This window comes from Xanthomonas sacchari (assembly GCF_024266585.1).
In the GTDB taxonomy this organism is placed as follows: Bacteria; Pseudomonadota; Gammaproteobacteria; order Xanthomonadales; family Xanthomonadaceae; genus Xanthomonas_A; species Xanthomonas_A sacchari_C.
Genome location: NZ_CP100647.1, coordinates 3939193 through 3956017, shown reverse-complemented (window position 1 = coordinate 3956017; position 16825 = coordinate 3939193). Strand labels below are relative to the sequence as shown.

At 71.4% G+C, this 16825-nt stretch carries 19 protein-coding genes, 2 tRNA genes and 1 other RNA gene; 14 read left to right on the top strand and 8 right to left on the bottom strand.

What is annotated here, in order from left to right; translation table 11 throughout:
• Positions 1-66 precede the first annotated feature (66 nt).
• Together NKJ47_RS16485 and NKJ47_RS16480 are read left to right on the top strand one after the other, a co-directional pair.
• Positions 67-157: transfer RNA gene (locus NKJ47_RS16485), tRNA-Ser, on the top strand.
• 116 nt (positions 158-273) lie between these two features.
• Positions 274-678, top strand: a complete 405-nt coding sequence (locus NKJ47_RS16480; protein WP_254458892.1) for a DUF6165 family protein — start codon at positions 274-276, stop codon at positions 676-678.
• 46 nt (positions 679-724) lie between these two features.
• On the opposite strand, the gene NKJ47_RS16475 is transcribed toward NKJ47_RS16480, so the two are convergent.
• Positions 725-979 (bottom strand): DUF2798 domain-containing protein, encoded by a 255-nt coding sequence (locus NKJ47_RS16475; RefSeq protein ID WP_254458891.1) that lies wholly within the window; start codon positions 977-979, stop codon positions 725-727.
• Positions 980-1181: 202 nt separating this feature from the next.
• A complete protein-coding gene (locus NKJ47_RS16470) occupies positions 1182-2231 on the bottom strand; it encodes a glycosyltransferase family 9 protein (RefSeq protein WP_254458890.1) in 1050 nt (349 codons plus the stop codon).
• A 20-nt stretch (positions 2232-2251) separates the two neighbouring features.
• On the opposite strand from NKJ47_RS16470, the gene NKJ47_RS16465 reads away from it, so the two are divergent.
• The 7 genes from NKJ47_RS16465 to NKJ47_RS16435 are packed head-to-tail and all read left to right on the top strand — an operon-like array spanning position 2252 to position 6410.
• Positions 2252-3001, top strand: coding sequence for a 3-deoxy-D-manno-octulosonic acid kinase (locus NKJ47_RS16465; RefSeq protein ID WP_254458889.1), 750 nt, complete (start codon positions 2252-2254; stop codon positions 2999-3001).
• Positions 3001-3759: an MBL fold metallo-hydrolase gene (locus NKJ47_RS16460; protein WP_254458888.1), complete on the top strand. Its 759-nt coding sequence runs from the start codon at positions 3001-3003 to the stop codon at positions 3757-3759. The genes NKJ47_RS16465 and NKJ47_RS16460 overlap by 1 nt, the downstream gene beginning before the upstream one ends.
• Positions 3756-4790, top strand: a complete 1035-nt coding sequence (gene moaA / locus NKJ47_RS16455; protein ID WP_254458887.1) for a GTP 3',8-cyclase MoaA — start codon at positions 3756-3758, stop codon at positions 4788-4790. The genes NKJ47_RS16460 and moaA overlap by 4 nt, the downstream gene beginning before the upstream one ends.
• A gap of 3 nt (positions 4791-4793) precedes the next feature.
• Positions 4794-5168, top strand: a complete 375-nt coding sequence (locus NKJ47_RS16450) for a DUF4440 domain-containing protein (protein ID WP_254458886.1) — start codon at positions 4794-4796, stop codon at positions 5166-5168.
• Positions 5169-5199: 31 nt separating this feature from the next.
• Complete coding sequence (gene moaC, locus NKJ47_RS16445) at positions 5200-5718, top strand: cyclic pyranopterin monophosphate synthase MoaC (RefSeq protein WP_254458885.1); 519 nt, start codon at positions 5200-5202, stop codon at positions 5716-5718.
• On the top strand, positions 5715-5960 hold the full coding sequence (locus NKJ47_RS16440; RefSeq protein ID WP_254458884.1) for a MoaD/ThiS family protein: 246 nt from the start codon (positions 5715-5717) through the stop codon (positions 5958-5960). Before moaC ends, NKJ47_RS16440 begins: the two co-directional genes overlap by 4 nt.
• A 3-nt stretch (positions 5961-5963) precedes the next feature.
• The gene (locus tag NKJ47_RS16435) at positions 5964-6410 is read left to right on the top strand and encodes a molybdenum cofactor biosynthesis protein MoaE (protein ID WP_254458883.1); all 447 of its coding nucleotides are present in this window, start codon (positions 5964-5966) and stop codon (positions 6408-6410) included.
• 49 nt (positions 6411-6459) lie between these two features.
• Here the strand turns inward: NKJ47_RS16435 and ffs are convergent.
• Both ffs and NKJ47_RS16425 read right to left on the bottom strand, forming a co-directional pair.
• Positions 6460-6556, bottom strand: an RNA gene (ffs, locus tag NKJ47_RS16430) — signal recognition particle sRNA small type.
• A gap of 100 nt (positions 6557-6656) precedes the next feature.
• A tRNA-Ser gene (locus tag NKJ47_RS16425) sits at positions 6657-6749 on the bottom strand.
• A 235-nt stretch (positions 6750-6984) separates the two neighbouring features.
• Here NKJ47_RS16425 and dnaX point away from each other — a divergent pair.
• The 4 genes from dnaX (at position 6985) to NKJ47_RS16405 (ending at position 10469) form a co-directional block, all read left to right on the top strand.
• Positions 6985-8856: a DNA polymerase III subunit gamma/tau gene (gene dnaX / locus NKJ47_RS16420; RefSeq protein WP_254458882.1), complete on the top strand. Its 1872-nt coding sequence runs from the start codon at positions 6985-6987 to the stop codon at positions 8854-8856.
• Between the two features lie 6 nt (positions 8857-8862).
• Positions 8863-9183 carry a YbaB/EbfC family nucleoid-associated protein gene (locus NKJ47_RS16415; protein ID WP_017909282.1) on the top strand — a complete coding sequence of 107 codons (321 nt, stop codon included), beginning with the start codon at positions 8863-8865 and terminating at the stop codon, positions 9181-9183.
• A 248-nt stretch (positions 9184-9431) separates the two neighbouring features.
• Positions 9432-10046, top strand: a complete 615-nt coding sequence (recR, locus tag NKJ47_RS16410) for a recombination mediator RecR (RefSeq protein WP_254458881.1) — start codon at positions 9432-9434, stop codon at positions 10044-10046.
• Positions 10047-10121: 75 nt separating this feature from the next.
• Positions 10122-10469 (top strand): histidine triad nucleotide-binding protein, encoded by a 348-nt coding sequence (locus NKJ47_RS16405; protein WP_010342491.1) that lies wholly within the window; start codon positions 10122-10124, stop codon positions 10467-10469.
• Positions 10470-10551: 82 nt separating this feature from the next.
• Here NKJ47_RS16405 and NKJ47_RS16400 read toward each other — a convergent pair whose 3' ends face one another.
• From NKJ47_RS16400 to NKJ47_RS16385, 4 genes are read right to left on the bottom strand one after another with little or no spacing between them, the layout of a single operon-like run.
• Positions 10552-11070 (bottom strand): Slp family lipoprotein, encoded by a 519-nt coding sequence (locus NKJ47_RS16400; protein WP_254458880.1) that lies wholly within the window; start codon positions 11068-11070, stop codon positions 10552-10554.
• Positions 11067-13016 (bottom strand): DUF3488 and transglutaminase-like domain-containing protein, encoded by a 1950-nt coding sequence (locus tag NKJ47_RS16395; RefSeq protein ID WP_254458879.1) that lies wholly within the window; start codon positions 13014-13016, stop codon positions 11067-11069. Before NKJ47_RS16395 ends, NKJ47_RS16400 begins: the two co-directional genes overlap by 4 nt.
• Positions 13009-13953, bottom strand: coding sequence for a DUF58 domain-containing protein (locus NKJ47_RS16390; RefSeq protein ID WP_254458878.1), 945 nt, complete (start codon positions 13951-13953; stop codon positions 13009-13011). The genes NKJ47_RS16395 and NKJ47_RS16390 overlap by 8 nt, the downstream gene beginning before the upstream one ends.
• A gap of 5 nt (positions 13954-13958) precedes the next feature.
• A complete protein-coding gene (locus NKJ47_RS16385) occupies positions 13959-14912 on the bottom strand; it encodes an AAA family ATPase (RefSeq protein WP_254458877.1) in 954 nt (317 codons plus the stop codon).
• 36 nt (positions 14913-14948) lie between these two features.
• Here NKJ47_RS16385 and NKJ47_RS16380 point away from each other — a divergent pair, with 36 nt between their 5' ends.
• Positions 14949-16796 (top strand): ArnT family glycosyltransferase, encoded by a 1848-nt coding sequence (locus NKJ47_RS16380; protein ID WP_254458876.1) that lies wholly within the window; start codon positions 14949-14951, stop codon positions 16794-16796.
• Positions 16797-16825: the final 29 nt, after the last annotated feature.

Here is a 16825-nt window from a genome sequence, read left to right as displayed (position 1 = left end):
CGGGCCGCTTGTCCGCGCGCGGCGGGAACCGTATGATGCACGCCCCCGGTCCGCCGGGGACCACCCGGGAAGGTGGCAGAGTGGTTGAATGTACCTGACTCGAAATCAGGCAGGCGTTTATAGCGCCTCGGGGGTTCGAATCCCCCCCTTCCCGCCAGTTTCGCATCGGGCCCCGTCAGGGGCCTTTTGCTTTTCGGCGCTCGCGACAGCGTGCCGACGCCGGCTTAAGGCGTGGCCGTTACACTTTCCCTTCTCTCGTTTGTGGTGTCTGCCATGTCGGAAATCCTGGTGCCCGTGTCCTTCGGCGAACTGCTCGACAAGATCGCCATCCTGCAGATCAAGTCCGAGCGCATCGAGGATGCCGGCAAGCTGGCCAACGTGCGTGCCGAGCTGTCGGCGCTGGAAAAGACCTGGATGGCGCATCCGGCGGCCGGCGGCGACGTGGCGCGCCTGCGCGCGGACCTGAAGGCGGTCAACGAGCGCCTGTGGGTGATCGAGGATGAGATCCGGATCAAGGAGAAGGCGCAGGCCTTCGACGAGGAGTTCATCAAGCTGGCGCGCAGCGTGTACTACGAAAACGACGAGCGCGCGCGGCTCAAGAAGGAAATCAACCTGGCGCTGGGCTCCAGCTACGTGGAAGAGAAGTCCTACCAGGACTACCGCAACGCCTCGGCGTGAGGGCGGTGCCCGGGACGCGCAGTGCGCTCCCGGGCACCGGACGAACTCAGTCGCGCGCGACCAGCAGGCCGGTCAGGCGCCGCACCATCGGCAGTACCAGCAGCAGGGTAGGGAAGGCGACCAGCCAGGACAGCGCCCAGGCGCCGAGCCAGAGCGCGCCGACGCCAGGCGCAAGCCCGACGCTGCGCAGGGTGCTGATCATCGAGACGATGCAGGTCATCAGCACCGACAGCAGCAGCGGGCTCACCCAGGCGGCATGGCGCGGGGACAGCTTGCGGGAAAACAGCGGGGAACGTGACATTGCGGGACTCTCCGTAAGCCGGTCGATCGAAGGCGCCACCCACCGGCGGCCTGCCAGGCCTGGGCGGGAAACAGCCCCGGACGGATCCGGCGCAGTTGGCGCGTTGATTGACGTAAACGCTTACGGCGGCTCCTGCGGGCCGGGATCGGCGGCAGGACGCGCGGCGGATGGTAGGGCGGCGGCGCGCGCGGCGCAAGCGGCCTCAGTGGCCGTGGTCGGCGCGGTAGCGCTCGAAGGCGGTGATCGCGTCGTCCACGGCGATCAGTTCCATCACCCCGTCGAATTCGATCTTGCTGCCCCATTTCAGCTGCTCGGCCGGCTTGCCGAGGTACTTGCGCGCGGCGGCGTCGTACTTGTCCACGCAGTAGCGCAGGTCCGAGTACGGGCCGCTGCGGCGCGGGTTGCTGGCTGCGTGCAGGCCCAGCACCTTGGTCCCCATCGCGTTGGCGATATGCATGGGACCCGAGTCCGGAGTCAGTACCAGCGCCGCACGCTGCAGCAGCGCCGGCAGTTGCTTGAGCGTGTCACGGCCGACCAGGTCCAGCACCGGCGTGCGCGCCGCGGCGACGATGGCGTCGGCGGTACTACGCTCCAGATCGCTGCGGCCGCCGCACAGCACCACCCGCCAGCCCTGTGCGGCGGCATGGTCGGCCACCGCGGCGTAGCGCTCGGCGTACCAGTTGCGGCGCTGGTGGCTGGAGCAGGGCGAGATCAGCAGCGCCGGGCGGCCGTCGTCGGGCCATTGCGCGCGCGCCCAGGCGTGGGCCTTGTCGGGTACCGGCAGGTCCCAGCGCACCTCGGTCTGGCGCAGCCCCAGCGGCTCGCAGAAGCTGCCGATCGCATCCAGCACGTGGATGCCGGGGCGGTCGGGGATGCGTTCGTTGACGAACAGGCCGTGCAGATCCTTGGAGCGGCTGCGGTCGTAGCCGATGCGCCGGCGCGCCGGCACGAACGCCGACAGCACGTTGGCGCGCAACGCCACCTGCATCTGCAGCAGCGCGTCGAAGCCCTGCGCCGGCAGGTCACGGCGCACTGCGCGCATGCCGGCCAGGCCGCTGCGCTTGTCGTAGGTGTGGTACACCACGCCCGGCAGGCCTTCCAGCAGCTTGTGCCCGGCCTTGTCGATGATCCAGTGCAGCGCCGGCGCCTGCGGCCAGGCGCGCTGCAGGGTCCGCACCAGCGGCACCACGTGGGTCACGTCCCCCAGCGCCGACAGGCGCAACAGGCACAACGAAGGGAGCGTTGCCGGCATGGTGTTGTTAGACTCGCTGGATGGTTGCATTCGACGCCACCGAAGCGCTGACGCCGTACCGCGAGGGCCGCGGCTACGGCGCCATTCTGTTCGACCGCGAACGACTGCGGCAAGCCGAACCGACGCTGTTCTCCGCCGTCGCCTGGGGCGACCGCGCCCGCCCGGTGGATGCCGGCGGCCGCGGCGGCGCCTGGTTCGTCGAAGCGCCGTTCGGCAGTTGCGTGCTGCGCCAGTACCGCCGCGGCGGGCTGGTGGCCAGGCTGGTGCGCGACCGTTATCTGTGGACCGGCGCCGACCGCACCCGCAGCTTCGCCGAGTTCCGGCTGATGCGTGCGCTGATCGCGCGCAAGCTGCCGGTGCCGCGGCCGCTGGCGGCCTGCTATCTGCGCCAGGGACTGCGCTACCGCGCGGCGATCCTGATGGAGCGGCTGGAGGGCGTGCGCTCGCTGGCCGACCGCGCGCACCTGGCCGGGCGCGGCGCGCCGTGGGAGGAGGCGGGACGGCTGATCGCGCGCTTCCATCGCGCCGGCCTCGACCACGCCGACCTCAATGCGCACAACATCCTGTTCGACGGCAACGGCCGCGGCTGGCTGATCGACTTCGACCGCGGCGTGCTGCGCATTCCAGCTACCCGCTGGCGCGAGCGCAACCTCAAGCGGCTGCACCGTTCGCTGCTGAAGCTGCGCGGCGAGCGCAGCGTCGATGCGGTGGAGAAGGACTACGCGCGGCTGCGCCGCGCCTACGATCTGGCCTGGGAGCGCGGCTACTGATGACGGACTGGGCGCTGCGCTTCCAGGGCGTGGGCAACGCCTCGGCGGTGGCATTGGGTTCGCCGATGGCCACCATCGAGCGCGATGGGCGGCCGTGGCTGACCATCGACTGCGGCGGCGAGGGGTTGACCGCCTACCAGGCGCACTACGGCGCGATGCCGCAGGCGCTGTTCGTCACCCACGTGCATCTGGACCACGTCGCCGGCTTCGAGCGGCTGTTCGTGGACAGCTATTTCTCCGCGCGCCGCGGCAAGGTGCGGCTGTACGTGCCGGCGACGGTGCTGCCGCTGCTGCACCGCCGGGTAGCCGACTACCCGAATGTGCTGGCCGAGGGCGGCGCCAATTTCTGGGATGCCTTCCAGTTGATCGCCGTGGGCGATGCGTTCTGGCACGAGGGCGTGCGCCTGGAGGTGTTCCCGGTGCGCCACCACTGGCCGGAGACCGCCTACGGCCTGCGCCTGCAGGGCGCGCTGGTGTGGAGCGGGGACACCCGGCCGATCCCGGAAATGCTGAACCGGTATGCCGACGACGGCGAACTGGTGGCGCACGACTGCGGTCTTCACGGCAACCCGTCGCATACTGGGGTCGACGATCTGGAGCGGGAGTACCCCGCCGAACTGCTGCGACGGACCATGCTCTATCACTATGCCAGCGCCGAAGATGCCCAGGCCCTGCGCGCGCGCGGTCACCGCGTGGCGCGGCCGGGCGAGCGCGTGGCGCTGGCCGCGCCGCGCGCGCCGCAGGTGCCGACGGGATGAACGCGCTGCCGCGCCCGCCGCTCGCGTCGGCGACGCCGGCGGACCGGCGCGGGCGACCGTTGCGCGACCTGCGCCTGTCGGTGATCGAGGCCTGCAACTTCCGCTGCGGCTACTGCATGCCGGCCGACAAGGTGCCGGACGATTATGGCTTCGACGCCGCATCGCGGTTGTCGTTCGCGCAGCTCGAGACGATGGCCCGCGCCTTCGTCCGCAACGGCGTGAACAAGCTGCGCCTGACCGGCGGCGAACCGCTGCTGCGCCGCGACCTGCCCGAGCTGGTGCGGCGGCTGGCGCGCATCCCCGGCGTGGACGATCTGGCCATGACCACCAACGGCACGCTGCTGGCGCGGCATGCGCAAGCCTTGCGCGAGGCCGGCCTGCGCCGGGTCACGGTCAGCCTCGACGCGATCGAACCGGCCCTGTTCCGGCAGCTGTCCGGCGGACGCGGCGAGATCGCGCAGGTGCTGGAGGGCATCGAGGCGGCGGTCGCGGCCGGGCTGGGGCCGGTCAAGCTCAACTGCGTGGTCCAGCGCGGCATCAACGACGACCAGGTGTTGCCGTTGCTGGCGCATTTCCGCGGCAGCGGCCACGTGCTGCGCTTCATCGAGTACATGGACGTGGGCACCTGCAACGCCTGGCGTCGCGAGCGGGTGGTGCCTGCCGCCGAACTGCGCGACCGCATCGCCGCGCGCTGGCCGTTGCAGGCGCTGGCGCCGCACTACCCGGGCGAGGTCGCCGCGCGTTACGCCTTCGCCGACGGCGGCGGCGAGATCGGCTTCGTCACCTCGGTCAGCACGCCGTTCTGCGGCGATTGCCATCGCGCCCGGGTCTCGGCCGATGGCCATCTCTACACCTGCCTGTTCGCGGGCGAGGGCACCGATCTGCGCCCGGCGCTGGCCGGCGGCGAGGACGCGCTGGCCGAGCGCGTGCGTGCGCTGTGGCAGCGCCGCGACGATCGCTACAGCGAACTGCGCGGCGCGACGTCGGCCACGCGCGGCAAGCACGTCGAAATGTTCCTGATCGGCGGTTGAGCGATGGATGCCGCGTTGCAAGGCGCCCTGGTCGCGCTGGAGCTGGAATTGCTGGAGCCGGCGGTGCGCGCCTCGGCCGAGCGCGTGGCCGCGCTGCTCGACGACGGTTTCGTCGAGTTCGGCGCCTCCGGCCGCCGTTTCGACAAGCCGGCAGTGCTGCGGGCGCTGCCGGCCGAGTCGGGTGCCTTTCGTTATCGCGCCTTCGACATCCAGGTGCAGTCGCTGGCACCGGATCTTGCGCAGGTGCGCTATCGCAGCGAGCGCCGCGGTGGCGACGAACCGCCGCGGCAGGCGCTGCGCAGTTCGCTGTGGCAGCGCCGCGACGGCCGATGGCGCATGCTGTTCCATCAAGGCACGCCGATTCCCGGCAATGCCTGAACATCGCGCCGTGGGAGCGGCAGCGCAGTCCATGACCAAGAAAACCTCCGCCACGTCCGCGCGCTCAGCCGCGCCGGCGCTGACCCACCTGGATCCGCAGGGGCTGCCGACCATGGTCGACGTCTCCGCCAAGGCCGCCACCGCGCGTGTGGCGGTGGCGCAGGCGCAGGTGCGCTTTCCCGCGGCGGTGGCCGCGCAGTTGCGCGCCGATGCGTTGCGCAGCGCCAAGGGCGGCATCGTCGACACCGCGGTGATCGCCGGGACTATGGCGGTCAAGCGCACCCACGAACTGATCCCGTTCTGCCACCCGCTGCCGATCGACGGCTGCCGCTTCGCCATTGACTGGGCCTCGCCGCAGGTGCTGGGCATCGAATGCACGGTGCGCACCGTGCACCGCACCGGCGTGGAAATGGAGGCGCTGACCGGTGCCAGCGTCGCCGCGCTGACGGTCTACGACATGTGCAAGGCGCTGACCCACGCGATGACCATCGGCCCGGTGCGGCTGGTCGGCAAGCGCGGCGGCAAGCGCGACGTCGGGAGCGTGGCATGAGCGCCGCGGTGACCGTGCTGTATTTCGCCAGCCTGCGCGAGGCCGCGGGCATGGAGCGCGAACAGGTGCGCACCGCCGCGCCCGACCTGCGCGCCCTGTACGCCGAACTCGATGTCCGCCACGGCCTGCGCTGGCCGGCGCAGCGGCTGCGGGTGGCGGTGGACGGCGCTTTCGCCAGCTGGGACGACGCGGTGCGCGACGGCAGCGAAGTGGTGTTCATTCCGCCGGTCTCGGGAGGCTGAGCCATGTCTGCCGAACCGCGTTTCCGGCTGGCCGACCGGCCGCTCGACATCGCCACGCTGCGCGCCCCGCTGGCGCACGCCCAGGCCGGCGCCTATGCCAGCTTCGAAGGCTGGGTGCGCGACCACAACGACGGCCGTGCGGTCGACGGCCTGCACTACGAGGCCTATGCCGCACTGGCCGAGGCCGAGGGCCAGCGCATCGTCGACGAGGCCCTGGCCCGCTTCGCCATTCTCGACCTGCGCTGCGTGCACCGCATCGGCGAACTGGCGATCGGCGACCTGGCGGTGTGGGTCGGCGTGGTCGCCGCGCACCGCGACGCCGCCTTCGGCGCCTGCCGCTACGTCATCGACGAGGTCAAGGCGCGCGTGCCGATCTGGAAGCGCGAGCGCTACCGCGAGGGCGATGCGGGCTGGCTGCACCCGGAGACGCCAGCGCCGTCGCGCGAATAGCGGCGCGCACGCTCGGGCGTGATCGCGGTCTTCGTAGGGGAGGGTGGTAACCCCGCCGGCTGACCTCGGCGCCCGCGTCGATCGATACCGTTGCTGCCTTCCGGCCCTGGCGGGGTTTTCGACCTAGCGTCGCGAGGGGCCGACGGGGCCACCATAGAGACGAAACCGCGCCAGTGGCGCGGTCTTTCCCTTTGAGTTCTTGCGCCAGTGGCGAAGCGACTCTGCGAGGGAAGCGCAATTCGAATCTGGCGGAGAGAGGGGGATTCGAACCCCCGAAGCGCGGTTTAGACGCTTACACACTTTCCAGGCGTGCTCCTTCAACCACTCGGACACCTCTCCGGGTCTTGCGCGGGCCATGCGGTCCGGGCAAGGGCGGGAATTCTAGCCGTCATGGCCGCCGTTCACAAGGCGAGCCACCGCCGTTGCGTGAACTGCGCTCATCTTCGCCCTGTTCATCGTCGCAGGCAGCCCTGCGCCGAAGGCGGCGCGCGCGTGACGGCGGCTGACCGGATGACTGAACGATCGCGGTGGCCCGGCGTGGCACAATGGCGGTTCAGATGAAGACGGTCGCCTGATGTCCTATCTCGTTCTCGCCCGCAAGTGGCGCCCCAAGCGTTTCGCCGAGCTGGTGGGGCAGGAGCATGTGGTCCGCGCGCTCACCAACGCGCTGGACAGCGGCCGGGTGCACCACGCGTTCCTGTTCACCGGCACCCGCGGCGTCGGCAAGACCACCATCGCGCGCATCTTCGCCAAGTCGCTGAACTGCGAGCAGGGCACCAGTGCCGATCCGTGCGGCCAGTGCGCGGCCTGCCTGGACATCGACGCCGGCCGCTACATCGACCTGCTGGAGATCGACGCCGCGTCCAACACCGGCGTGGACGACGTGCGCGAGGTGATCGAGAACGCGCAGTACATGCCCTCGCGCGGCAAGTTCAAGGTCTACCTGATCGACGAAGTGCACATGCTCTCCAAGGCGGCGTTCAACGCGCTGCTGAAGACGCTGGAAGAGCCGCCGGAGCACGTGAAGTTCCTGCTCGCCACCACCGACCCGCAGAAGCTGCCGGTGACGGTGCTGTCGCGCTGCCTGCAGTTCAACCTCAAGCGCCTGGACGAGGAACAGATCCAGGGGCAGATGACCAAGATCCTGGCCGCCGAGCAGATCGAGGTGGATGCCTCGGCGATCGTGCAACTGGCCAAGGCCGCCGACGGCAGCCTGCGCGATGGCCTGTCGCTGCTCGACCAGGCCATCGCCTACGCCGGCGGCGCGCTGCGCGACGACGTGGTACGGACGATGCTGGGCACGGTCGACCGCACCCAGGTCGGGGCGATGCTGGAGGCGCTGGCCGATGCCGACGGGCAGCGGTTGCTGCAGGTGGTGGCCGGCCTGGCCGAGTTCTCGCCCGACTGGGGCGGGGTGCTGGAGGCGCTGGCCGAGGCCCTGCACCGCATCCAGGTGCGGCAGCTGGTGCCGGGCGCGGCCACGCCCGCGCTGGACGGACTGGATCCGGCGCCGTTGGCCGAGCGCCTGCGGCCGGAGATCGTGCAATTGTGGTACCAGATGGCGCTGAACGGGCGCCGCGATCTTTACCTGGCGCCGAGTCCGCGTGCCGGGTTCGAGATGGCGGTGTTGCGCATGCTGGCGTTCCGTCCGATGGGCGCTGCGGCGCTGCCGGCTGGCAGCGCGACCGGTGCGGCCACGCAGGGGCAGGGCAATGCCTCGGCGGCGGCCGCCAGTGCGCCCGCCGCGGCGATGGCCGCACCTGCCGCGGTCGCGCCCGCTGCCCCTGTCGCGCCCGTGGTCGCCGCGCCTGTGCCGGCGCCCGCCGCACCCGCGACGGCCGCGACGGCCTCGCCCAGTGCGGCGGCGGCCCCGTTGGATCCGCCCTGGGATCCGCCGGCACCGCCGGCGGCGCGTCCTGCGCCGTCCGTGTCGGTCGCGGCGGCGGCGCCCACGGTCGCACCGGCCGCGGCCGCCGAACCGGAAATGGCGATGGTGCCCCCGCTGGCGCAGACGCCGCGCACGCATGCCGCCGTGTCCGACCTGCCGCGCGCGCTGCACAGCGCCGAGGACTGGCTGGAACTGGTCGCCGATTGCGGCCTGACCGGCCCGTCGCGGCAGCTCGCGGCCAATGCCGCCTTCGTCAGCCATGCCGAGGGCGTGCTGCGCCTGTCGCTGTCGCCGGGCTTCGAGTACCTGCAGTCCGAGCGCTCGCTCGGCGAACTGGCCGGCGCCCTGGCCGAGGCGCTGGGCCAGCGTCCGAAGATCGTCATCGAAAGCGGCATCGCGGTCGATGCCGAAACCCTGCACGAGCGCTCGCACCGGCAACGCGGCGAGCGCCAGAACGCGGCCGAGGCCGCGTTCATGAACGACCCGGCGGTGCAGGCGCTGATCCAGCAGCAAGGCGCGCGGGTCGTTCCCGATTCCATCCGTCCCTACGATGAGTGAACCACGATGCGCGGCAATATCGCCCAATTGATGCAACAGGCGCAGAAGATGCAGGAAAACCTGCAGCGCGCCCAGGAAGAACTGGCCAAGCTGGAAGTCACCGGCAGCGCCGGCGGCGGCATGGTCAACGTGACCCTGACCGGCGCCAAGGAGTGCCGCAAGGTGCGGATCGATCCGAGCATCCTGGCCGACCAGGAAATGGCCGAGGACCTGATCGCCGCCGCCTTCAACGACGCCTCCAACAAGATCGACGCCGAATCCAAGGCGCGCATGGGCGCGGCCACCGCCGGCATGCCGATCCCGCCGGGCATGAAGCTGCCGTTCTGAGGGCTGGGATTCGGGATTTGGGAGTGGGGATTCGCGGTTTTCGCGCGTGCGCTGCCTCTCCTGCTTCGGTGCGTTTCCTGCGTAGGAGCGGCTTTAGCCGCGACGGGCATTACCGGTAACGCCCCTCGCGGCTGAAGCCGCTCCTACGGGATGTCCCACGTTTCCACGCGTTCGCTTGCTAACGATTTGGTCGCCGACCGCCTGTCGCCACCAGAATCCCCCACTCCCGGATCCCCAATCCCCAACCAATGAGTTCGCCGCTGCTCGAACAACTGATCGATGCGTTCCGCGTGCTGCCTGGCGTCGGCCAGAAGACCGCGCAGCGCATGGCCTACCACGTGCTCGAGCGCGAGCGCGAAGGCGGGCAGCGCCTGGCCGAGCGGTTGCACGAGGCGATTGAGCGCATCGGCCATTGTGCGCAGTGCCGCGATTTCAGCGAAACCGAGGTCTGTGCGATCTGCGCCAGTCCTGCCCGCGATCGCCAGCAACTGTGCGCGGTGGAATCGCCGGCCGACCGCCTGGCGATCGAGCACGCCACCGGCTACCGCGGCCTGTACTTCATCCTGCAGGGCCGGCTGTCGCCGCTGGACGGGATCGGTCCGCGCGAACTGGGCCTGGACCGGCTGGGCGCGCGGCTGGCGCAGGGCGAGGTGGCCGAACTGATCATCGCCACCAATTCCACGGTCGAAGGCGAGGCCACCGCGCACTATCTGGCGCAACTGGCGCGCCAGCACGGCGTGCGGCCGAGCCGGCTGGCGCAGGGCCTGCCGCTGGGCGGGGAGCTGGAGTACGTGGATCGCGGCACGCTGTCGCATGCCTTCGGCAGCCGCAGCGAAGTGCCGCGCGCCGGCAGCGGCGAGTAGCCGCCGCACGCGGCTGCGGGGCGACGCCGAATTGGGCTATAACGGCGGCCCCTTCTTTCGTTCCGGGCGCGCTCCATGGACACCATCTTCGGCAAGATCATCCGTCGCGAAATTCCGGCCAGCATCGTCTACGAGGACGACGCCGTGCTCGGCTTCAAGGACATCGCGCCGCAGGCGCCGGTGCATGTGCTCTTCATCCCCAAGCAGGTGGAGATTCCGACCCTGGACGACCTGGCGCCGGAGCAGGCGACCTTGGTCGGCCGGCTGGTGCTGGCCGCGGCCAGCTACGCGCGCGAGCAGGGCTTGGCCCAGGACGGCTACCGGGTGGTGATCAACTGCCGCGAGCACGCCGGGCAGACCGTGTTCCATCTGCACCTGCATCTGCTCGCCGGCGCGCCGCTGGGGCGCTTCGGCACGCCCTGACGCGATGGCGGTCGGCGCCGTGCAGCCATAAAAAAACGCCGCTGGATCAGCGGCGTTTTTCGTTGCGGCAAAACCGCAGGGCTTACCACCAGCCCCAGCGCGGGCCCCACGGACCCCAAGGGCCGCCCCACGGACCGTACGGGTAGGCCGGCACCACTTCGACCTGGCGCACCACCGGCCACAGGTAGACCACGTCCGCGTCCATCTTCGGCAGGCGGTAGTCGTAGTCGCCGATGCGGGTGTTGTCGTAGCCGGACACGTGGCCGATGAAGGTCACCTCGCGGCCGGGTTCGAACACCGCCGGGTCGTAGAAGCCGGCGCGGCAGGCGATGAAACGGCCATCGCTGGCGTCGGCCGAGTCGCTGTCCGGGCGGCCGCTGGCATTGAGCGGGCGCGACAGCATCTGGAAGCAGGTCTGGCCCTGGCCGGGCGTGGTCTTGATGATCTTGCCGCCCCAGCGCACCGGCGCGCCGGGCTGCTGGCCGGCGACCGAGTCGCGCGGGCTGACGGGTGCGAACTGGCCCTGCAGCGGCTTGGGGGCGGTGGCGCAGGCGCCGAGCGCCAACGCAGCGATCACGGGGAACAGCAGGCGAATCTTCATCGGGATGCTCCAGTGGGCGGACGGTGCCTGCGCAGGTCGCGCAACAGTGAAGCGCTGTCCGAATCCGCGCCAGCGTAGCGCGCATCGGCGAAACGCTGGCTGAGTGAAATCAGGCTCGCATCGCCGGTTTCCCGTTGCACGCGCGCCGCCCACGCCAGTGCCGGTTCGTGCGGTTCGCGGCCCTGGCCGCGCTTGGCGTAGCGCCGGCCCAGGCCGCGCCAGGCACGCAGCAACGGATCGCGCTCGCGCTCGCCACGGGCCAGCCACCACGCCATCGCGCCCAGCAGCAGCGCCGCGAATCCGGCGAACAGCGCCACCAGCTGGCCGGGGTCCAGCCGGGTGATGCCGAACTGGCTGAGCAGGCGCTGCTGGCGGTTGGCATCGAAGGACAGCACCAGGTCGTTCCAGCCGCGCCGCGCCCAGTCGGCGAGGTCGCGCCAGCGCCAGTCGGCGTCGCCGCCCTGTGCGCCGGCGCCGCTGCCCAGGCGGTCCTCCAGGGTGTCGTAGATGCGTTCCGGGGCCACCGCCGCGGTCGGGTCCACCCGCACCCAGCCGCGTTGCGGCAGCCACACCTCGGCCCAGGCGTGCGCGTCCATGCGCCGCACCACCCAGTAGTTGCCGAACGGATTGCGGGTGCCGCCGGCATAGCCGGTGACCACCCGCGCGGGAATGCCGGCACCGCGCATCAGCACCACGAACGCCGAGCTGAAGTGCTCGCAGAACCCGGCCTTCTGCTGGAACAGGAATTCGTCCACGCCGTCGCGGCCGGGCAGCGGCGTCTGCAGGGTGTAGGCGAAGTCGCGGCGGATCCATTGCAGGGCGCGGGCGACGATCGCCGCATCGTCGGCGCCGGCCTGTTGCCGCCACTGCCGGGCCAGCGCCAGGGTGCGCGGGTTGTAGCCCGGCGGCAGCGCCAACGCACGCTGCCGCTGCGCCGGGCCGAGATCGGCCTCGACTCGCTGCGGCGGTGCCGAGCGCAGCCGCCAGCGGGTCAGTGCGCTGAGCGTGCGCTCGGTCTGCAGCACCGCGTCGGCGCTGAGCCGGGTGCCGGCCGGTGCCTGCAGCGGCAGGTCCAGCGCGACCAGTTGCCGGCGGTCGGTCGGCTCCACTTCGAGTTGGTAGTCCCAGCCGCCCGGCGCGAACTGCACCGCCGGTGCCGGCGCCCAGGCGTTGCTGCGCAGTGCGCGCCAGGTGCGGCCGTCGAAATCCCACAGCACCGGGCCGCGCCAGTAGCGCTGCGCCGGTGCCGGCACCGGGCCGAAGAACTGCACGCGCAGCGCCGGGGTGTCGTCGGCCATCAGGTCCAGCCATTGCCCCGGGCTCATCGTGTCCGACAGGCCGGGGCGGCCCATGGCGCGTTCCGGCACGCCCCACAGCGGCGAGCCCAGCCGCGGGAACAGCCAGAACGCGGCCAGGGCCAGCGGCAGGCCCAGCGCCAGCAGGCGGCCGACGCCGCGCAGTTGCCCGCGCAAGGGACGGCGCATGCTGTGTCCTTCCTGGTCGGCCAGGCGCTGCATGCACAGCAGCGCCGCGATCACCGCGGCCAGCCCCAGCGCCATCGTCAGCGGCCCCTGGTCGAGCAGGAACGCGGCGAATGGCGCGAACAGGGCGAAGCCGAGCAGGCTGCGCGCATCGCGCAGGCTCTTCAGTTCCGAGGGCTTGATCGCCAGCATCGCCGCCAGCAGCGCACAGCCGGTATCGCGGCCGAAGCGCAGGCCGACCTGCCAGTACAGCGCCGCGAGCATCGCCGCGACCAGGGCCAGGCGCAGCAGCGCCGGCATCGGCCGCCACGCCGAACTGGCGCCGACCAGCAGCGCGGACAGCGCGATCAGCCAGGCCAGCGTGGTGGGCAACTGCAGCAGCAGCGGCAGCAACGCCAGCAGCGCCGCGCCCAGCGCCCAGGCGCGGCTGGCGGTGTGCAGCGCGGGCGAACGCGGCTCAGTCATGCGGCAGCAGCGCCAGCGCGCGCAGGCACAGATGCCGGTGCTGCGGGCCGCGGCCCGGCCCCAGCGCCGGCTGCCCCGGCAGCAGCAGGCGGTAGCGGCGGCCGTCGCGCTCGGCGTCCTCGACCCAGCGCGCCAGCCGCGCGATGCGGCGTTCGTGCGGCAACGCCGGCAGCGCGCGCCAGTCCAGCACCACGTCCACCCCGATCGGGCGTTCGTACTCGCGCACCAGCAAGGTGTCGCGGCGCGCCGAGTGCTTCCAGGCGATCGCCCGCGGCGCGTCGCCGGCGCGGTAGGGACGCAATTGGTGCAGTTCCTCGCCGAGCGCGTGCAGGCGGGTCTGGGTCGGGGTGCCGGCACCGGTCGGCAGCGGCGGGCCGTCGGCTTCCGGTTGCGGGTAGACCAGCAGCGGGGTGTCCGGCCAGAACCAGGCCCAGGCGCGCAGCAGTCCCAGCGGCTGGGTGGTGGAGACCTGCACGCGCTGCAGGTCGAGCCAGCCGCGGCGTTCGGTGGGCACCTCCAGGTCGGCCTCGTTGCGGTCGTCGCGGTGCAGGTCCAGGTAGGTGTGCGCGGCGCCGTGGCGCACGCGCAGGCCGCGCCGTCGGCGGCCGTCGGCGGTGGCCAGCGCCAACCGCAGGCGCAGCGGTTGTCCGGCCGGGACCGGCTCGGCCGACAGCGCCTCCAGGCGCAACCCGGACAACTGCAGGTGGGCGACGATGGCGCTGGCCATCGCCGCCGCGCCGAGCAGCATCGCCAGCAGCAGCGCCGGGTTGTTGTTGTAGTTCAGCGCGCCGAGCAGCATCGCCGCCAGCAGCAGCGCCAGGAAGCCGCCGAACGGAGTCGGCAGGATGTAGATGCGGCGCCGATCCAGATGGATCGGCAGCGCTTCCGGCGCGCGCGGCGCGGCGAGTTGCGCCAGTCGCTGCCGCCAGCCCGGCATGCGCGTCAGTCCACCGCGACGCTGTGCAGGATCGCCTTGGCCAGGGCCTGGCCGGAGGCCGATTCCTGTTCCGCCACCAGGCGGTGCTCGGCGACGGCGACGAACAGCGCCTGCACGTCGTCGGGCAGCACGTGGCCGCGGCCGAGCAGCAGCGCATGCGCCTTGGCCGCGCGCAGCAGGGCGATGCCGGCGCGCGGCGACAGGCCCACGCGCACGCCCGGATGCTGGCGGCTGCGCGCCAGCAGCGCCTGCACGTAGCCGACCAGCGCCGCGCTGGCATGAATCTGCTCCACGCTCTGGCGCAGTGTGGCCATGTCGGCCTCGCCGAGCAGCGGCTGCGCCTGCGCGATCAGGTCGTGGCGGTCGCTGCCGCTGAGCAGCGCGCGTTCGGCCTCGGCATTGGGATAGCCCAGCGCCAGGCGCAGCAGGAAGCGGTCCAGTTGCGAGTCGGGCAACGGGAAGGTGCCGGACAGGTCCACCGGATTCTGCGTGGCGATGACGAAGAACGGCGACGGCAGCGGATGGGTGGTGCCGTCGAGGGTGACCTGCTGCTCGGCCATCGCTTCCAGCAGTGCGCTCTGCGTGCGCGGCGGCGCGCGGTTGATCTCGTCGGCGAGCAGCACGTGGGTGAACACCGGGCCCGGATGGAATTGGAACTGGCGCGACTGCGCGTCGTACACCGATACGCCGAGCACATCCGCCGGCAGCAGATCGGAGGTGAACTGCACGCGCTGGAAGCCCAGCCCCAGGCTCGCCGCCAGCGCATGCGCCAGCGTGGTCTTGCCCAGGCCGGGCAGATCCTCGATCAGCAGATGTCCGCCGGACAGCAGGGCGACAAAGGCCATGCGCACCTGTTGCGGCTTGCCCAGCACCAGCGCGTTGACCTGCTGCTGGGCGCGCGTGAGCGCCTCGCGCAGGGGATCGGTTAGCATTTCCGGCAAGCGGGGCGGACTGGACATCGCATTCTCGCAACGGTTTCAGGGAGTTTACGGGCAATGCAAGGGGAACAACGTGCACGCAGCGTCTTCATCGTGCTGTGGACGCTCGTCACCGCCGCCAAACTGCTGGTCGCCGCGCGCCTGCCGTTGTTCGTCGACGAGGCATTCTATTGGCAGGAAGGCCAGCACCTGGCGCTGGCCTACTCGGATCTGCCCGGGCTGACCGCGTGGCTGGCGCGGCTGGGCGTGGCGCTGGGCGGCGATCACCTGCTGGCGCTGCGGGCGCCGTTCCTGCTGCTGGGCGCCGCGCTGCCCTGGTTGATCGCACGCATCGCCACGCGCTGGTTCGGTGCGGTAGCCGGCTGGCGCGCCGGCAGCCTGGCGTTGCTGATGCCGCTGTCCGGCACCCTGGGCATCCTGGCGCTGCCGGACGTGCCGATGGCGCTGGCCACGATCCTGTGCATCGACGCCACGGCGCGGCTGCTGCGCCAGACCGAGGCGCTGAGCGCGGTGGAACTGGCGTTGGGCCTGGTGATCGGCGCACTGAGCCATTACCGCTTCGTCGGCGTGATCGGCGTCGGCGCGATCGCGCTGCTGCTGATCCCGCAGGGCCGGCGCATGCTGCGCGATCCGCAGGTGTGGGTCGCGCTGGCGCTGGGCATGGTCGCCTGGCTGCCGCTGCTGGCCTGGAATGCGGACAACGGCGAGGCCGGGCTCAAGTTCCAGCTGGTCGATCGGCATCCCTGGAGTTTCCAGCCTGCCGGCATCGCCTTCGTGCTGATCCAGGTGGTGCTGGTCACGCCGCTGCTGGCGGTGGCGATGACCAAGGTGGCGCTGATGGCCACGCGCGTCGGCGGCAGCGGCGGCACCCGGGTGCAGTGGCGCTATTTCGGCCTGCTCGGCGGCGTGTCGACGCTGGGCATCTTCCTGCTCGGCTTCTTCACCGATGCCGAGCGGGTCAGTTTCCACTGGCCGCTGCCGGGCTATCTGGCGCTGCTGATCGCCACGCCGGTGATCCTCAACGGCTGGAGCAAGCCGCTGCGCCGCGCCACCTGGCTGCTGGCCGGGCTCGGCCTGATCGGTGCGTTCGGCTACTACCTGGCGGTGTCGGTGCCGGCGGTGCGCGAGCACACCGCTGGCGACAAGTACTACCCGCGCAACTTCGCCGGGTGGCGGCCGCTGGCGGCGGCGGTGCGCCGCGAACTGGCGACGCTGCCGGCCGGTACCCAGGTGCTGGCGGACAACTTCAAGGTCGGCGCCGAACTCGGCTTCGAACTGCGCGACCCGAACATCCAGGTGCTGCCGCATCCGTTGAACGACAAGCACGGGCGCAGCGCGCAGCTGCAGCAGTGGGGGTTGCTCAGCGACGGCCGCCGCGACGGTCCACGCCTGCTGGTGCTCTCGCCCAGCGACATGAAGTACCGCTTGCTGCTGCAGCGCTACCACGCGGTGTGCGACCTGGTCGGGCCGCTGCCGCCGCCGCGGGTGGTGTCCAGCGACCATGGCAGCCAGCGCTTCCTGCTGTTCGTGCTGCCGGCGCAGCGTGCCTCCGGTCCTTGCACCACGCCGGCGATGGCCTGGTTCAACACGCCGGACGTGGACGCCACCGTCGGCCGTCGCTTCGACGTCTCTGGCTGGGCGTTCAAGGACGGCGTGGGCCTGGACCGGGTCGAGGTGCTGCTCGACGGCAAGGTCGTGGCGCAGGCGCGCTACGGCGACGTCTACGACGTGACCAAGTTCTGGAAGATCTCCACCGACCCGCGGCATCCGAACATCGGCTTCCGCGCCACCGTCGACGCCAGTGGCCTGGCGCCGGGGACGCATTGGCTGGGCCTGCGCTTGCATGGCCGCGACGGCAGCGTCGAGGACTGGTGGGAACAACCGATCGTGCTGCGGCCGCAGTGAGCTAGGATGGCGCGCCCTTCCACGCCGTC

What these genes read in the sequence shown, in the direction of transcription:
- NKJ47_RS16470 (WP_254458890.1), bottom strand. Translation starts at nt 2,231, where the DNA reads ATGCCGGCAACGCTCCCTTCGTTGTGCCTGTTGCGCCTGTCGGCGCTG.
- NKJ47_RS16460 (WP_254458888.1), top strand. Translation starts at nt 3,001, where the DNA reads ATGACGGACTGGGCGCTGCGCTTCCAGGGCGTGGGCAACGCCTCGGCG.
- NKJ47_RS16465 (WP_254458889.1), top strand. Translation starts at nt 2,252, where the DNA reads ATGGTTGCATTCGACGCCACCGAAGCGCTGACGCCGTACCGCGAGGGC.
- dnaX (WP_254458882.1), top strand. Translation starts at nt 6,985, where the DNA reads ATGTCCTATCTCGTTCTCGCCCGCAAGTGGCGCCCCAAGCGTTTCGCC.
- NKJ47_RS16475 (WP_254458891.1), bottom strand. Translation starts at nt 979, where the DNA reads ATGTCACGTTCCCCGCTGTTTTCCCGCAAGCTGTCCCCGCGCCATGCC.
- recR (WP_254458881.1), top strand. Translation starts at nt 9,432, where the DNA reads ATGAGTTCGCCGCTGCTCGAACAACTGATCGATGCGTTCCGCGTGCTG.
- NKJ47_RS16380 (WP_254458876.1), top strand. Translation starts at nt 14,949, where the DNA reads ATGCAAGGGGAACAACGTGCACGCAGCGTCTTCATCGTGCTGTGGACG.
- moaC (WP_254458885.1), top strand. Translation starts at nt 5,200, where the DNA reads ATGACCAAGAAAACCTCCGCCACGTCCGCGCGCTCAGCCGCGCCGGCG.
- NKJ47_RS16440 (WP_254458884.1), top strand. Translation starts at nt 5,715, where the DNA reads ATGAGCGCCGCGGTGACCGTGCTGTATTTCGCCAGCCTGCGCGAGGCC.
- NKJ47_RS16395 (WP_254458879.1), bottom strand. Translation starts at nt 13,016, where the DNA reads ATGACTGAGCCGCGTTCGCCCGCGCTGCACACCGCCAGCCGCGCCTGG.
- NKJ47_RS16385 (WP_254458877.1), bottom strand. Translation starts at nt 14,912, where the DNA reads ATGTCCAGTCCGCCCCGCTTGCCGGAAATGCTAACCGATCCCCTGCGC.
- NKJ47_RS16405 (WP_010342491.1), top strand. Translation starts at nt 10,122, where the DNA reads ATGGACACCATCTTCGGCAAGATCATCCGTCGCGAAATTCCGGCCAGC.
- NKJ47_RS16435 (WP_254458883.1), top strand. Translation starts at nt 5,964, where the DNA reads ATGTCTGCCGAACCGCGTTTCCGGCTGGCCGACCGGCCGCTCGACATC.
- NKJ47_RS16400 (WP_254458880.1), bottom strand. Translation starts at nt 11,070, where the DNA reads ATGAAGATTCGCCTGCTGTTCCCCGTGATCGCTGCGTTGGCGCTCGGC.
- NKJ47_RS16450 (WP_254458886.1), top strand. Translation starts at nt 4,794, where the DNA reads ATGGATGCCGCGTTGCAAGGCGCCCTGGTCGCGCTGGAGCTGGAATTG.
- NKJ47_RS16390 (WP_254458878.1), bottom strand. Translation starts at nt 13,953, where the DNA reads ATGCCGGGCTGGCGGCAGCGACTGGCGCAACTCGCCGCGCCGCGCGCG.
- NKJ47_RS16415 (WP_017909282.1), top strand. Translation starts at nt 8,863, where the DNA reads ATGCGCGGCAATATCGCCCAATTGATGCAACAGGCGCAGAAGATGCAG.
- NKJ47_RS16480 (WP_254458892.1), top strand. Translation starts at nt 274, where the DNA reads ATGTCGGAAATCCTGGTGCCCGTGTCCTTCGGCGAACTGCTCGACAAG.
- moaA (WP_254458887.1), top strand. Translation starts at nt 3,756, where the DNA reads ATGAACGCGCTGCCGCGCCCGCCGCTCGCGTCGGCGACGCCGGCGGAC.